Genomic DNA, 15,329 nt, shown 5'->3' on the forward strand with positions numbered 1-15,329 from the left:
TCCTTGCGCCAGGCGCAAGGAAGGGGGCCTTCACGTACTTGGCCCGCGGCAGAGCGTCGTATGATCGGGATATCGGGGTAGAAACGTGCCCGCCGTACCGGGCACGCGCATACGCGGTATCGAACGAACCGTCACTCCTTCCTTGCGAAGGAGTAAGTGATGCGTTCCCCTGTCCAAAGCCCCTTACTGGCCGAGAAATGGCCCGCGCTGGCCGGGCTCTCGGCCGTGTTCCTGGTCGAGATGCTCGACAACTCGATCCTCAACGTCGCGTTGCCGACCATCGGCCGTGACCTCTCCGCCTCGACGACCACCCTGCAATGGGTGACCGGCGCGTACTCCGTCGTGTTCGGCGGCCTGATGCTGGCGTTCGGCGCCCTGGCCGACCGCGCGGGCAGGCGCACGATCATGCTCACCGGGCTCGTCCTGCTCGCAGCGGCGAGCCTGGCCACGCTGCTCGTCACCGCCGCGTGGCAGCTCATCGCCGTCCGGGCGCTCATGGGGGTCGCGGCCGCGATGACCACCCCGGGGTCCCTCGCCCTCGCCTTCCGCCTGTTCGACGAAGACGTCCTGCGCGTCCGCGCGACCACACTGATCTCGACCGTGGGCCTGATCGGCCTCGCCGTCGGCCCCACCGCCGGAGGGCTCGCGCTCGCCGTCGCGCCGTGGCAGGCGCTGCTGCTGGGGAACGTGCCGGTCGCCGCGTTCGCGTTCCTCGGCATCCGGGCCGGTATCCCGGCCGACGATCCCGCCGACCTGCACCGAGATCCGATCGACGTCGCCGGCGCGGCGCTGGGAACCGCGACGATCGTCCTCGCACTGCTCGCTCCGACGCTCTTCGTCGAAGCGAGCACCACCTCGGCGCTGCCCTGGGGCGCCACCGTGGCCGCGCTCGTCGCCGGAATCTGCTTCGTCGTCCGCGAGAAGACCGTCCGGCATCCTTTGCTGGACCTGAAACTCATCGCCCGCCCGCTCGTGTCCAGCGGCCTGGCCCTCAAAGCCGCGGCGGGTCTGGCGACGGCCGGGCTCGGATACCTCGTGACCCTGCAACTGCAGTTCGGTCTCGGCTGGGCACCCGCTCAAGCGGCGCTGGGAATGCTGCCCCAAGTCGGCGTCCTCATCGCCGGGGGCGCCCTCATCCGCCCGCTGATCACCCGCGTCGGCCTCCGCAAGGCCGCCTGGCTCAGCGCCGCCGCGGTGGTGTGCGGGCTCGCGGTCTATACCGTCTTCGGCGGCTTCGCTTACCTCTGGATCGCCGTCGCGCTCGCCCTCGTGGCAGCGGGAACGCGTGTGGTCGGTGTCGTGGCGGGAACCAACGTCATGCGCGGGCTGCCCTCGAACCGGACCACCATCGGAGCCGCGCTCGTCGACACCTCCAGCGAGGTCACCACCGGGATCGGCATCGCGCTGAGCGGCACCATCCTGGCGCTGGTCTTCCCCGGCGCGTTGACGTCGGCTCAGCAGTCGGCCGACTTCCCGAAGGCCATCACCTGCGCCGGGCTCGCGCTCACTCTGCTCTCCGCGGCCCTCGTCGGCTTCGGCATCCTCCGCGGCCGACGTCCCGAATAGACGTGAAGGCCCCCTTCATGGCGAAGGGGGCCTTCACGTACTTACCGGAGAACTACAGCTTCGCGCACTGCCCGGCGGCCGGGCCGCGGACGGTGTTCTGCAGGTCGTAGTCCGTCGGAGCGGGGGAGTTGGCCGCGCACGTCAGAGGTCCGCCGATCGTGCTGGCAGTCAGCACCGGCCCCTTGTTGCCCGTCAACGCCACCGGCCCGCCGATCTCGGTCAGCTCGATCGAGACCGCCCCGGTCGTCCCGGTGATCGCCACCGGGCCGCCCACCTTCGTCCGGTCCAGCACGACCTGCGCCGCACCGTTCGCGGTCAGCGGCCCGGAGATCGAGCCGCCACGGACGATCAGGCTCGCGCCCGCCGACACCGACACCGGGCCGGAGATCGTCGCACCGTCCACACAGGTCACCCCGTTCCGCACGGTCAGCGGACCCTTGCGCTCGCCGGTGATCGTCTGGGTGCACGCCGCGTCGGGCTTGCCCAGCACCTCGAACTCCGAAAGCGACGCCTCTCCGCCCGTGGTCGCGGTGACCTCGAGCCGGTAGTGGGCGTAGTGCGCCGGATTCGCGATCTTGAACGCCCTGGTCTGCTGACGCCACTGGAACGTCTGGTCGGTCCGCTGATCCGCGACCGCCCACGTCTTCCCGTCGTAGGAGCCCTTCAGCACCCAGCTCTTCGCATCACCCGCGCCCTTGCCGGAAGTCAGCGTGTAGAACGAACCCGCCTCGTTCGTCGAAGGCACCTGGTACTGGATCGGCGCCTTGACCTTCGCCTCGGTCCGCGACGTGTTGTCGAAGAACGCGGCGTCCCCGCCGGAGACCGGCTTGGTCAGGTCGTGCACCGGGGTCGGAACCGCGTCGCCCTTGGTGATCGACTTCGGCGCGTCGTCCGGGCCGGTACCCCACGACGACGGGTTCGGGCCCATGTCGAAGTCGAGCGTCCCGCCGTTCGCGATCGCCGAATGCGGCAGCGACGTCGACGTCTGCGCCTTGCCGTTCACCTTCAGACCCTGCACGTAGACGTTCTTCGCGCTGTTCTTCGGGGCGTTGACCACGATCTTCTTGCCGCCGGGCAGGTTCACGGTCGCCTTGGTGAACAGCGGCGAGCCGATCGCGTAGTCCGAGCTGCCGACCTGCAGCGGGTAGAAGCCCAGCATGCCGAACAGCCACCAGGCCGACTGCTCGCCGTTGTCCTCGTCACCGCCGTAGCCCTGGCCGAGCTCACTGCCCACGTACAACCTGGCCAGCGCCTCGCGGACCTTCGCCTGCGTCTTCGACGGCTGACCCGCGTAGTCGTACATGTAGAGCGTGTGATGCGCGGCCTGGTTCGAATGCGCGTACATGCCCATCCGCACGTCCCGCGCCTCGGTCATCTCGTGGATGACACCGGGGTAGGTGCCGAACTTGAGCCCCTGCTCCGGCTTGGCGAAGAACTCGTCCAATTTGGACGCCAGCCCCGCTTTGCCGCCGAAGAGGTTCGCCAGGCCCTGCCCGTCCTGCGGCACCGAGAACCGCATGCCGTACGCGTTGGTCTCGGTGTAGTCGATACCCCAGACCTCAGGGTCGAACTCCTCCTTGCTCCGGGTGAATTTGCCCGCCGCGTCACGGCCCTGGAAGAAGCCGACACTCGGGTCGAACACGTTCACGTACTGCGTCGCCCGCTCGGTGAAGTACCCGTAGTTGTCCAGGTACTCCTGCTTGCGCGGATCGTTCGCCGGAGCCTCGTCGTAGAGCTTCTTCGACATGTTCGCGATGGCGTTGTCGTTGACGTAACCCTCGATCGCCCACGAGAAGCCGTGGTCCGCGGTGTTCGGCGCGTAGCCGAGGAAAGTGCCCTCGTCGATGCCCTTGCGGCCGACCGCGCCGTTCGGCGGGGTCACCGTCGCGTTCTTGATCGCCGAATCGTAAGCCGACTGGACGTCGAAACCCTTGACTCCCTTGAGATAGGCGTCCGCGAACGCGGCATCCGAACTGGTCCCGGTCATCAGATCCGCGTAACCGGGGGAGGACCAGCGCGAGATCCAGCCGCCGTCACGGTACTGCTGCACGAAACCGTCGACGAGCTTGCCGGTGGTTTCCGGACTGAGCAGCGAATACGCCGACCACACCGTGCGATAGGTGTCCCAGAACCCGTTGTTGACGTAGAACTCGCCGTCGACCAGCTTCGCCCCGGTCTGCGTCGGCGTGTCCGGACCGGCCTTGGGCGACACCGGGCTCGCGTATTTCATCACCGGCTTCTCGACGGTGCCGACGTTCTCGAAACCCGAGTTCGGGTACAGGAACAGGCGGTACAGGTTGGAGTACAGCGTGATCAGCTGGTCCTTCGAGGCACCTTCGACCTCGACGACCTTGAGCTTCTCGTCCCACGCGTTCTGCGCGGCGTCGGCGACGGACTCGAGCGTCGCGTTCGGGGCGAGCTCCTGCTCCATGTTCTTCTTCGCCTGGTCCACGCTGATCAGCGACGTCGCGATCCGCATGTTCACCGTCTTGTCGGCGCCCGCGTCGAACTTCAGGTAGCCGAGGACGTTGTCCCGCTTCTGGTCACCCGAACCGGTCGACAGCTTCGAACCGGCGGTCACCGGCTTGTCGAAGGTGGCGTAGACGAACATCCGGGTCGCGCCGGCCGACAGTCCACTGCGGACGTCGCTGTACCCGGTGATCGCCCGGCCGGCGGGGTCGAGGGTGAGCCCGCCGTTGTTGTTGACGTTGTCGAAGATCAGGTTCGAATCCGCCCCGGGGAACTTGAAGCGATAGAGCGCCGCGTGATCGGTCGGCGCGACCTCGGCCTTGATCCCGTTCTCGAAGTCGACGCCGTAGTAGTGCGCCCGCGCCGTCTCGTTCGAGTGCTTGAACGGCAGCTTCCGCGCCTCACGGTCCGGATTCGGCACGCCGCTCGCGGTGGAGGGCAGAAACTGGAAGGTCTGCCGGTCCGCCATCCACGGACTCGGCGCGTGGCTCGCGGAGAACGCCTGCAACGCCGGGAGGTTCTGGTCGTTGTTGCGCGAGTGGTAGGAGTACATCCAGCTCAACGTGCCCGCGTCGGTCGTCGGGATCCAGAAGTTGAACCCGTGCGGCACCGCGGTCGCGGGCATGTTGTTGCCGCGCGAGAACGAACCGTTCGACAGGGAGCCGCGCGTGGTCAGCACGTTGTCGGACGGGCGCAGGCTCGCCGGCGGCGTCGGCGTCGCCGAAACCTTGATGTCGTCCAGCCAGCCCTGCAGCGAGCCCGGGCCGTCCGCGTTGTCGTAGCCGACCAGGATCCGGTCGATCGTCTTGCCCTTGGCGACCACGCCGATCTGCGAGCGCACCAGGTTCCACTGGTTGGTGTAGAGCACCTTGCTCGCGCCCTGGCCCTGCGGGGAGAGCCCGAAACCGTACTGGTCGACCGCGCCGAGCTGGCTCAGGTAGGTGCCGTCGGTGAACGCCAGGTCCACCGCGACGTTCGTGCTCGGGTACTTGAGGTCGCCTCGGATGAACTCCGGCTGCACCTTGTACGACAGCTCCGAGGTCGCCGCCACCGGGATGTCGACGTCGAAGATCTTGTTGTACGACCAGCCGTGTCCCTGCGCCTTGTGACTGCCGGAGTAGCGGAACGCGCGCAGGCCGGTGAACCCGACCCGGTTCTTGCTGGTGTAGCCGCTGCTCGGGCCACTGTCGGTGAAGCTGCGCATGTTCGGCAGCGCCGGCGGGGCCGGGTCCTCGTTGGCCAGCAGCAGCTCCGAGAGCTGCATGATCGGGCCGCCGTTGTTCTTGGTGACCTCGAGCCGGAAGAACTTGTACGCCGCGCTCGGGGCGGCGAGGCGGTACTCCTTCTTCTGGAACGGCTCGCTGAACTTCTGGCCGGCCTGCTTGTCCAAATCGGTCCAGGACTGTCCGTCGGCGGAGCCCTTCAGCGTCCAGTCCTGCGGGTTGCGGTTGTCGAAGTCGTTCGCAGAGGACAACGCGTACCGGGTGATCGACGTCGGCTCGGACAGCGTGACCTGCGCCCAGCCGGTCGGGGTCCAGGCCAGCCACTTGGTGTCGGTCGAGCCGTCGACGAGGTTCGCCACCCCCTCGTTGGGGGTGTTCTCGCTGTTGGCGGAGACTTCGGTGACCTTGCCGCGGATGTCACCGGGGATGGTGGTGGCGTTCGCGCCGTCGACACCGAAGGCCTTCGGCTTGCCGGACGGGTCGACGTCGACGGTGTCGCTCCACGTCGGCTGCGGTTCACCTTGCTCGAAAGAGGAGTAGAAATCCGGTGGGAGCTCTTCGGCCGCGGCGGTGGCGGGGAGGGCCACCAGCCCGGACGCCACCACCGTGGCACTCAGGAGGCCGCAGACCCAAGGTCTGACGCTTCGGGGCATCGTTGCACCAATGCTTTCTCGCGGGGGCATGCTGGGCGCCGCGCGGGCAGGGGGGACCGGCGGCGCCAAGAGAGAAAAGCTCGCGTGTGACATCGATGTCAAGACACTCGGACAAACCTGGCCCGAACTGGACAACCCGGATGACCGGAAACCTGGTGGACAACCGACGGGCCCGGGGCCAGGGTGAAGAGACGACTGAAACCGAACCGGGAAACTGGGGTGGGGACATGCGGCGGTTGTCCATGCTCGGCGTGGCAGCGCTCGTCACGGCAGGCTCGATACTCACGGCTCCGGCGGCCACCGCCGGCGAGACGACGTTCCGCCCTGTGCGCACCTGCGCCGATCTGGTGCGGACCTACGACATCCCCGGAGCGATCACCCATGTCGAGACCGCGACCGTGGTGCCGGCGACGGCGACCGAACCCGAGAACTGCGACGTCCGCGGCCATGTCGAACCGGCGGTGCGGTTCCAGCTGCGGCTGCCGACCAAGACCTACGCGGGCCGGTACCTGCAGTTCGGCTGCGGCGGCTTCTGCGGGGTGGTCACCACACCGCCGTTCGCCGACTGCGGCCTCCCGCACGGCGGCGACGTCGCGGTCGCGGCCACCGACGACGGTCACGTCGGCAAGACCCCCGCGATCGTCGATGACGGCAAGTGGGCGGAGAACGACCAGGCCGCGCGCGACGACTTCGCGTTCCGTGCGCCGCACGTGGTCTCGAAGGCGTCCAAACGGCTGATCGCGCAGTACTACGGCGCTCCGCCGAAGAAGTCGTACTTCACCGGCTGCTCCGACGGCGGTCGCGAAGCGCTTCTCCTCGCGCAGCGCTATCCCCACGACTTCGACGGCATCGTCGCGGGCGCACCCGCCGGATACTGGGGACCGCTGCTCGGCGTCTACCAGACCTGGCTCGCCAAGGTGAACACCGGCGCCGACGGCAAGCCGATCCTCACCGCCGACAAACTCCCGGCCCTGCACGCCGCCGCACTGTCCTCTTGCGACAAGTCCGACGGGCTCGGCGACGGCGCCATCGACGATCCGCGCACCTGCCGCTTCGGCCCGGCCACGATCGCCTGCCCGCCGGGCACCGACGACGCCGGCTGCCTCACCGCCGCACAGGTCGAAGCCACCAAGAAGATCTACGCACCGCCGACCGACGAACGCGGCCGCAAGCTGTACCCTGGCGGCCAGACCGTCGGCTCCGAGCTCTCCTGGTACGGCTGGGTCATCCCGTCGCCGGAAACCGGCGGGATCCCGTTCGCGCACGCGCTCGCCGACAACTACCTGAAGTACATGGCTTACCCGATCGGGACACCGCATTCGTCGGTCGAGAAGTTCACCTTCACCGCTCGTGAATTCGACAAGCTGACCCCGGAAGGCATCCGCTCTAACGCGATGTCCACGGATCTGCGCGAATTCCGGCGCGCGGGCGGGAAACTCGTGATCTGGCACGGCTGGGCGGACCAGGCGATCCCCGCCGCGGGCAGCATCGACTACTACGAGCGGCTCACCCGCGCGAACGGCGGTCCTGCCGCGACACGCGACTGGGCGAGGCTGTTCATGGTGCCCGCGCTGTACCACTGCGCCACCGGCGACAAGCTGACCGAGTACGACCCGCTGAAGGAACTCGTCTCCTGGGTCGAGCGTGGCACCGCGCCGGACCGGACGATCGCCACCGGCCGCGACGCCGACGGCAAGGTCTTCCGCACGCGGCCGGTGTTCCCGTATCCGCTGCAGGCGAAGTACGACGGCACCGGAAGCGTCGACGACGCCGTGAACTTCGTGCCTGTCCCGCCTTCACGACCTTCGCACGATCTTGTGAACTGGGCGGGGAACGGGCTGTACGGGAAGGCGGGGCCTGTCGCACCCTAGCGGCGGCTGATGGAGCGCTGCGCGGACTCAGGTAGCTTGGGCTGCTGGCCTTTGAGCTTGCCCCTTGCGCGGAGGCGTTGTAGTGAGCGGAGCGGCGTGAGACTCGGCCGAACGCCACCGCCGGCCTCAAATCTCGTCGGTCGCCTCGACGTACGCCATCGCCTCCTCTCTTACCTGTGGGGAGTCGATGGACTGCGCGATGCGCCTGGCAGTTCTCATCAGGCGCTTGGCGTAGCGACGATTGTCTACGCGCAACGACACGGTCGCTATGTCCCGGGCCATGCACATCAGCCCGTGCTCCCTGAAATCCTTGTCCTTGATGGATCGCACGGCGCGTTCGGCCCGGTCGGGATCCCCGCTGCGAATCAAGGTTTCAGCCAGATCCATCAGTGCCACATCTTTTTGCGAGGGCATAACCGCCTCTTTCTCCTTGACGTCTTCACGGGTGATGGATACGTGCGCCGCTACCGGCGAGATCGTCGACACCGCCCGCGATTCGCCGGTCGCGGGCACGATCAGCTCACCTGAGGTGGCCATGGCGAACCGTGTCAGCAGCACGCCCGCGATCACGCCTATCCCGGCCGCCCACGCCGCGATCAGGATCAGAGTGCGCATCGAGCACAGGACTTTCATCCTTCCGCCTCCCCTGAGAGCGGCGACCACTTCTGGTCACTATGACAATTAGTGTGTGTCCTCGAACGGTAGCGTCCGAACCCCTTTTGGTCAATGCGACGAGAAGCTAGGGTGTGTGCTGTGAGCAGGTTGGAGATGTCCCCCAGCGCGGTCGCGGTCGACCTGGCCGTTCTGACTGTCCGCGAGCATGCTCTGCACGTCATGGTCGTCGAACGCGCCACACCGCCGTACCTCGGTCAGCTCGCTCTGCCCGGCGGGTTCCTCGAAGACGGTGAAGACCTCGACCAGGCCGCGTGGCGGGAATTGGCCGAGGAGACCGGCCTGGACGCCGCGCGCCTGCACATCCGCCAGTTCCGGAGTTACGGCGCGCCCGACCGCGACCCGCGCGGCCGGGTCGTGTCCGTCTGCTACGTAGCCCTGATGCCCGATCTGCCGCTGCCGGTGGCCGGTGGTGACGCCCGCGCCGCGCATTGGAACCCTGTAACGGAATTGCTCGACTCCCCGGACAGGTTGGCGTTCGATCACCACCAGTTGCTGACCGACGCGGTCGAGCATGCCCGTGAGAGCTTGTCGCATACCACTCTCGCGGCGAGCTTCTGCCCGCCGGAGTTCACCATCGCCCAGCTGCGCGCGGTCTACGAGATCGTGTGGGGCATCGAGCTGGACCCCGCGAATTTCCACCGCAAGGTCACCGGCGTGCCCGGATTCTTGATAGCCACCGGGAGCAAGGCAGCGGGTACCGGCGGCCGACCCGCGGCTCTGTACCGGGTCGGGCCCGCGACCCGGCTGCACCCGGCGATCCTGCGCGAACAGGCCGTCGTTGGTGCCGGAACGTCCGTCTCTCACTTCAGCCGCATCACAACGCCGTAGTGACGACGCGATCGACAGCCTGGCATAGGGGGGACAGGGGAACCGGATCATGAGCGCCAACTACGACACCGCGCTGGGAACGGTGGTGATCTGCACGGCTTTGGACATGGAGTATCTCGCCGTCCGCGAGCACCTGACCGGTCCGTTGGACGAGCGCGAGGAACGCGGCACTCTATACGAGATCGGCGCCTTCTCTACCGATCGCGGTCGGTGGACGATCGCGTTGACCCAAACCGGGGCGGGCGGCCTCCCGGCTGGTGTCCAGGTCGAACGCGCCATCGCCCTGTTCCACCCGCAGATCGTGCTGTTCGTCGGGGTGGCAGGCGGCCGCAAGGATGTCGCCAGGGGCGACGTCGTGATCGCCGACCACATCTACGACTACGAGTCAGGCAAGGACACCGCCACCGACTACTTGCCCCGCATCAAAACCGCAGCCCCCTCGTACCGACTGGTCGAGCGGGCCCGCAAGGTTGCCCGCGACGGCGCGTGGCATCACCGGATCCAGGCCATCACCCCCGAGACCGCGCCGAAAGCCGTGGTCAAGCCGATCGCGGCCGGAGGGAAGGTCGTCGCCGATCAGGACGCGGCCACCGAGCGATTCCTGCAGCAGCACTGCGGCGACGCCGCGGCGCTGGAGATGGAAGGTCACGGCTTCTTGCACGGCGCCTACGTCAACAGCGCCGTCGAGGCCTTGGTCGTGCGCGGAATCTCCGACCTGTTGTCCGGCAAAACCGGGACCGCTGACAAGCAATGGCAGCCCGCAGCGTCCCGGCACGCGGCCGCGTTCGCCTTCGAACTGCTCGCGCGCCATTCCGCTGCCGTGCCCCCCGGATCCGATCCCGGACAAGCCAAGGAGGCCTACGAAGCAGCCCGCAAACTGGAGATGAGCTTGGACTCGACCGTCGAGGATCTGGTCGAGATCGAACAGCTCTACCGGAAGGCAGCAGTCGCCGGGCACGCCGGCGCGATGGCCCGGGTGGGGCTGATCGTCGAAGGCCGTTTGCGAGCCAGATTGCGTGGGAAAGTACCTGGAGAACCGTCCGCAGCGGACGTCGAAACCGCGATGCACTGGTATGCGAAATCGGCGGAACGCGGCAGTGCCTTCGGCGCGCTGTACCTCGGCCGACTCTATGAGGAACGACTCGCCAAACCAGCAGAAGCACTCAAGTGGTACGAGAAAGCCGCCGCCGACGGTAACGAGATCGCGCGATCCCGTCTGGACGGGCTGCAGCGCAGGCTGGCCCTCGGACTCGGCGCGCTGGCCGGCCGCGCACCCTTCGACCCCGACCTGAGCGAAAGGAAACCTATGCCCACCAACACCGACCACGAGCGCTGGATCAACCAGGAGTGGGGAGGCAGCGAGCACAGGGCCATTGCGTTCTGTCTGGGAGACCTGGCGGAGGCGTGCGGCGGGACGCACGGAGAGTGGGGCACACTGCCGGAAAACGAGGGGGTGGCCGTTCTAGGCCATTTCAGCATCCTCATGCCCACCCGGATCCACCTGCCCGCGGTCGCGTGCGAGTACTACGACCATATCGGAGAGGGAAACCTGCGAACGTTCGCCGCGGAACTGCTCGCCAATCGGCATTCCGCCGACCGCGCCAAGGAGTTCGCGCCGGTGTGGTGGCGGCAGCGTACCGAGAACCGGGTCAGCACCGAAGAGTTCGTCTACACCGTCGAACTCGCGTTGCAGGACTACGACTCGTTGGCCGCGCTGCTCGACAGCCTCATCGAGAACACGCGGGCCGAGCCCGCGCCGGACGCGGAGCACCGCGAGATCCTGCTCGGCCTGCGGATGATCTCGCGAAGACTTGCTGGGCCGCGCGAGCGGGCAGTACCCGCTGCGTCCGGGGACGGCAAGTGGGATTTCACGCTGGTACTCACCCCGGAGTACATGAGGATCCTCGTCGGCCACGCCGCCGCGTACTCGCTCGGGCAGGCCGAGCAGGAGGCGCCTGCGGGCTTCCGCGAGTTCTGGCAGCGGGTCCACGACGCTCTGGAGGCCGCCAACGTCACGCCATTCAGATGAGGTCCGGCCGTGAACCGGTGGCCACCACGGTCGCCAGCGGTCATCGTCACCTCCCGGCGGCACAGAGCCAGTCAGGAAAGGACGCCGTCCAGCAGTCGTACCCGCCGATCCGCGATCCGGTGCACGTCGTCGTCGTGCGTCGCCACGATGACCGCCGCGCCCTCCTCGGCGCAGTGCCGCAGCAGCCGAAGCACCCGCGGCGTGCTCCCGGCGTCCAGGTGCGCCGTCGGCTCGTCGGTGAGCAGCACCCGGGGCCGCCCGCTGACCGCCCTGGCGAGCGCGACCCGTTGCTGCTGCCCGAACGAGACCTCGAGCGGGTAGCGGTCACCGAGATCGCCGATCCCGAGTTCCTCCAGCAGTTCCGCAACCCTCCTGTGGATGTCTTTCGCGCTGGGCTTGGGGACGTCGGACCGGAGCCGCAGCGGCAGTGCCACGTTCTCCGCGATGGTCAGCTCGTTCGCGAGGCCGAGCGCCTGTGGCAGGACGGCGCAGGTGTGCCACGGCGGCGCGCCCGCTATCGGGACGCCGTCCAGCAGGACACTGCCGGAATCGGGCGAGTCGAAACCGCACAGCAGCGCCAGCAGCGCGCTCTTGCCGGAACCCGACCGGCCGGACACGGTGACCAGTTCGCCCGGGGCCACGCGCAGTTCGAGCCCGCGCAGGACTTCGACGTCCCCGCTGGGATGGGGGAACCGGCGGCGCAACCCGACGGCCTCGAGTGCGGGTTCCGCCATCACGGCACGACCTCCCGTTCTTCGACTTCTTCGAGTCTGCCCTTGTGCATTCGCGCGACCCGGCTGCCGAGTTCGATGAGCCGGTCGTCGTGTGAGGCGACGATGACCGCGAAATCCTGATCCGCCAGGTACTTCAGGGTGTCGAGCACCCGGTCGGCGGAGCCTTCGTCCAATTGGGACGTCGGCTCGTCGGCGAGGACGACGGTCGAGCGGCGGGCCAGTGTGCAGCCGAACGCGAGACGTTGCTGCTGCCCGCCCGACAGCGCGGAGATCCGCCAGCTGCCGGTCCCGCCGAGCCCCAGCTGCTCGAGGATGTCGTCGGGCAGGCACTCGGTTCCGGCCGATTCCGCCGCCGCGCGGAGATTGTCCGCGACGCTCAGATACGCGAGCAGGTTGTCGGTCGGGTTCTGGAACACCAGGCCGAGATGGGTCCGCCGCAGCGCCCGCCGGTCACGATGCCGCAGCTTCCCGGTTTCGCCGCCCTGGAAGGAGATCGTGCCCCGCACGGGCTGCTCGAAGAGGCCCAGCGTCCGCAGCAGGGTGGACTTGCCGGAGCCGGACGGTCCCGCCAGCACGGTGATCCCGCGCGCCGGGATGTCGAAGGTGACGTCCTCGACACCGGTGACCGTGCCCGCCGGCGTCTGGTAGTCGACGCCGATCCCACGCAGCCGGAAGATCGGTTTCTCAGGCACGGATCAACTCCGCGGTCCGGGCGGTGCGCACCGAGCGCATCGCGATCCAGCCCGCCAGCGCCACGACGAGCACACCGACGGCGAGCACGGTCAGGGCGAGCGGGGTCGGGTCGGGCAGCGCCGACTGCGGCGGGAGGAACGTCGCCGGATCGAACCGCGGCACCGAGAGCCCCGCGACCGAGACACCGCATACGACACCGATGACCACGGCGAGCCCGCTCAGGGCGCCCAGTTCCATCAGATGACTAGCCAGCAGGGCCCGTGGCCGCATTCCCATCCGCAGCACCAGAGCCCCGGCCAGCGCGTTCTGGCGCCGCCGGACTTCGACCGCGACCAGCAGCGACAGCACCGCCACCACGCCGAGCACGGCCCCGAGCAGGGCCATGAACGAGAACGTCCAAGACACAACGTAGAACGGGAGCGCGTCGAGCGCGGACTCACGGGTGACGCGGTTGACCGCCGTCATCACCCCCACCGAAGCCAGCGCCTCGGTCACCTGCGTCATCGACGAGCTGGACAGCACGCTCCACTTGGGCACGGTGCGCAACTGCGCCTCGGTGAGCGATTCCCGCGAGATCACGTACCCGGCCTTGGTGCCGATGATCGGGAACATCGGCAGCTCGCCGATCGCCTCGGCGTCGGCGAGACCGGCGGGCAGCGTGGTCTTCTGAGCGGCGTCGTGCCCGATCCGGATCGCCGGGACACCCGTGCCCCGGTTCGACAGACCGTTCAGTAACCGGTCGACCTCGGCGCCGTCGAGCGGGCCGAGCGTGGCGGCCTGCCGGAAGGTCGTCGGGTCCACGACCAGCACCACATTGCCGGTGCCGGTCAGCTCGCCGACGATCGTGGTGCTGCCGTCCAGCGAGGCGGGCAGCGCGACCTTCCCGGTGCCGACGACGCTTTCGGTGTCGACCCTGGTCTCGGCCCCCACGAAGATGGCGGACTTCGTCTGCAGGGCCTCTTCCTGACCGCGTGCGATGCCGATGCCGGTGGCCAGGGTCCCGATGGCGAGCGTGCCGATCACGAGCACACCGGTGACCGGCGCGCGGGCACTGGCGAGCCGCCGGATCGCCAGCTGCAGCGCGGGCCGGGACCACAGCCGGGCGCGATGCGACGCGTGCAGGGCGAGCCAGGCCAGTCGTGCGGCGACGAGCCCGACCGTCAGCACGACGAACACCGGATACGTGAGTGCGAGCGGGTCGACCTGGGGGAGCGGATTGCCGATCCGGGATCCCTTGCTGTAGTCGACGAGCCGGTTCCAGCCGAGCAGGGCGACACCGGCGGTGAGCAGTTCCCACGGGAAGAAGGCCAGGAACTTCACCTTCTTGCGCCCTCCGGAGCGGACCCGCCCGAGCTCGAACTCCCGATGGGTCCGGACGGAGATCACCCCGGCGAGCAGCGCGAGCGAGACGAGCAGGATTCCGGCGGCGACGAGCGAACCCCAGAACGTCGCGCCGTCGTCCAGTTCACCTGGTGGTCCGTAAAGCCCGAGCAGCAACCGGGCGAGTACCGCGCCCACCGCGCCGCCGGCGACGATCGGGAGCCCGAGTTCGGCGACCGCGAGCGACCCCAGCGCCCCGGGGCCGCTGCCGCGTGCCGACAGCAACCTCAGCTGCGGGTGCCGCCGCTGGTACCACTGCAACGCGACCGTGCCGATCCCCACGCAGCCGACGAGAATGCTGATGGCCGCGAGCGGCAGGATCGAGATCAGGACGTTCGATTCCGCCTGGTTGCTGATCTCGACCGAACGCTCGAACGGCAGTGACCCGACGATCGCGTCACCGAGGCCGCGGGAGCCCAGATCCGCCTTGACCGCGGCGATGAGGGCCTTCCCCCGTTCCTCCAGGTCCTCGGCCTCGCTCACGGTCTTGGGCGGAGCCTCGTAGAACGACATGTGCAGCGTCTTGATCATCGGGATGCCCAGCGCACGGACGGTGTCGTCGAAGGTCTTCCCGTCGTTGGCGAACATGACCGAGTCGAGCGGGTCGTTGGCGAGCCTGCTGACGACGGCGTTCCGCTGCTGCGAGCACCACCAGCGCGGCGCCGGGTCGGGAAGGTCGCGGTACAGCCCGGTCACGGGAGGAATCGGAGTGCCCTTGATGGTCGGCGTGGCCCCGGCCTTGATGTTCTCCGCGCCGGCGACGACGGTGCCGAGCAGGAAACCGGCGCCCGCGGACCCGCTCGTCACGTCGAGATGGCCCTGCGTCGCCTGGTCACGATGGGCGAGAACGACCTTGTAGTTGGGGTCGCCGTTGAACTCGGTGCCGAGGAGGTACGGCGTGTAGCGGGAGGTGACCGGCGCGGGGAAGCCATGCGCCGAGGCGTTCCGGCGGACCGAGTCGACGACCTGCGGAGCCACCGCGGCGGGCACGTTGTCCTTGCTGAAGACCGGACCGTAGTAGTCCGGGCACACGATGCCGGACTGGTACGTGACGGCCGCGCCACCCGCGGCCGAGGCCTGCAGGATGGCCGCGGTACCGAGGAAACAGGCCAGCAAGGCCGTCACCGCGGCGATGATCAAAGTCAGGGGACTGGTCAGCGCCGCTTTCGGAGCCGCTCGCCACGGCATCGTCACCCTGGGCCCGCCGG

General features: G+C 68.4%; 9 protein-coding genes. 4 read left to right on the forward strand and 5 right to left on the reverse strand.

All coding sequences use genetic code 11. From position 1 onward, the window contains the following. The first annotated feature begins 159 nt into the window (after positions 1 to 159). On the forward strand, positions 160 to 1,566 hold the full coding sequence (locus tag ACFVM3_RS06160) for an MFS transporter (RefSeq protein ID WP_378436074.1): 1,407 nt from the start codon (positions 160 to 162) through the stop codon (positions 1,564 to 1,566). A gap of 52 nt (positions 1,567 to 1,618) precedes the next feature. Here ACFVM3_RS06160 and ACFVM3_RS06165 read toward each other — a convergent pair whose 3' ends face one another. After that, the gene (locus ACFVM3_RS06165; protein ID WP_378436076.1) at positions 1,619 to 5,911 is read right to left on the reverse strand and encodes a GH92 family glycosyl hydrolase; all 4,293 of its coding nucleotides are present in this window, start codon (positions 5,909 to 5,911) and stop codon (positions 1,619 to 1,621) included. A gap of 242 nt (positions 5,912 to 6,153) precedes the next feature. On the opposite strand from ACFVM3_RS06165, the gene ACFVM3_RS06170 reads away from it, so the two are divergent. Then, positions 6,154 to 7,782 (forward strand): tannase/feruloyl esterase family alpha/beta hydrolase, encoded by a 1,629-nt coding sequence (locus ACFVM3_RS06170; RefSeq protein ID WP_378436368.1) that lies wholly within the window; start codon positions 6,154 to 6,156, stop codon positions 7,780 to 7,782. Between the two features lie 126 nt (positions 7,783 to 7,908). Here the strand turns inward: ACFVM3_RS06170 and ACFVM3_RS06175 are convergent, their stop codons facing one another. Continuing rightward, positions 7,909 to 8,397 (reverse strand): hypothetical protein, encoded by a 489-nt coding sequence (locus ACFVM3_RS06175; RefSeq protein ID WP_378436077.1) that lies wholly within the window; start codon positions 8,395 to 8,397, stop codon positions 7,909 to 7,911. Between the two features lie 153 nt (positions 8,398 to 8,550). Here ACFVM3_RS06175 and ACFVM3_RS06180 point away from each other — a divergent pair, with 153 nt between their 5' ends. Further along, on the forward strand, positions 8,551 to 9,285 hold the full coding sequence (locus ACFVM3_RS06180; RefSeq protein ID WP_378436370.1) for an NUDIX domain-containing protein: 735 nt from the start codon (positions 8,551 to 8,553) through the stop codon (positions 9,283 to 9,285). A 49-nt stretch (positions 9,286 to 9,334) separates the two neighbouring features. After that, on the forward strand, positions 9,335 to 11,314 hold the full coding sequence (locus tag ACFVM3_RS06185) for a hypothetical protein (protein WP_378436079.1): 1,980 nt from the start codon (positions 9,335 to 9,337) through the stop codon (positions 11,312 to 11,314). A 71-nt stretch (positions 11,315 to 11,385) separates the two neighbouring features. Here ACFVM3_RS06185 and ACFVM3_RS06190 read toward each other — a convergent pair whose 3' ends face one another. The 3 genes from ACFVM3_RS06190 to ACFVM3_RS06200 are packed head-to-tail and all read right to left on the reverse strand — an operon-like array spanning position 11,386 to position 15,309. Beyond that, complete coding sequence (locus ACFVM3_RS06190) at positions 11,386 to 12,048, reverse strand: ABC transporter ATP-binding protein (RefSeq protein WP_378436081.1); 663 nt, start codon at positions 12,046 to 12,048, stop codon at positions 11,386 to 11,388. Then, positions 12,048 to 12,740: an ABC transporter ATP-binding protein gene (locus ACFVM3_RS06195; protein WP_378436083.1), complete on the reverse strand. Its 693-nt coding sequence runs from the start codon at positions 12,738 to 12,740 to the stop codon at positions 12,048 to 12,050. The genes ACFVM3_RS06190 and ACFVM3_RS06195 overlap by 1 nt, the downstream gene beginning before the upstream one ends. Beyond that, entirely contained in the window at positions 12,733 to 15,309 is a 2,577-nt protein-coding gene (locus tag ACFVM3_RS06200) for an FtsX-like permease family protein (protein ID WP_378436372.1), read from the reverse strand. Before ACFVM3_RS06200 ends, ACFVM3_RS06195 begins: the two co-directional genes overlap by 8 nt. Positions 15,310 to 15,329 lie beyond the last annotated feature (20 nt).

The organism is Amycolatopsis sp. NPDC057786 (assembly GCF_042797905.1).
Taxonomy (GTDB): domain Bacteria; phylum Actinomycetota; class Actinomycetes; order Mycobacteriales; family Pseudonocardiaceae; genus Amycolatopsis.

Coding starts and splice junctions, on each gene's coding strand:
- ACFVM3_RS06160 (WP_378436074.1), top strand. CDS start 160: ATGCGTTCCCCTGTCCAAAGCCCCTTACTGGCCGAGAAATGGCCCGCG.
- ACFVM3_RS06165 (WP_378436076.1), bottom strand. CDS start 5,911: ATGCCCCGAAGCGTCAGACCTTGGGTCTGCGGCCTCCTGAGTGCCACG.
- ACFVM3_RS06170 (WP_378436368.1), top strand. CDS start 6,154: ATGCTCGGCGTGGCAGCGCTCGTCACGGCAGGCTCGATACTCACGGCT.
- ACFVM3_RS06175 (WP_378436077.1), bottom strand. CDS start 8,397: ATGCGCACTCTGATCCTGATCGCGGCGTGGGCGGCCGGGATAGGCGTG.
- ACFVM3_RS06180 (WP_378436370.1), top strand. CDS start 8,551: ATGTCCCCCAGCGCGGTCGCGGTCGACCTGGCCGTTCTGACTGTCCGC.
- ACFVM3_RS06185 (WP_378436079.1), top strand. CDS start 9,335: ATGAGCGCCAACTACGACACCGCGCTGGGAACGGTGGTGATCTGCACG.
- ACFVM3_RS06190 (WP_378436081.1), bottom strand. CDS start 12,048: ATGGCGGAACCCGCACTCGAGGCCGTCGGGTTGCGCCGCCGGTTCCCC.
- ACFVM3_RS06200 (WP_378436372.1), bottom strand. CDS start 15,309: ATGCCGTGGCGAGCGGCTCCGAAAGCGGCGCTGACCAGTCCCCTGACT.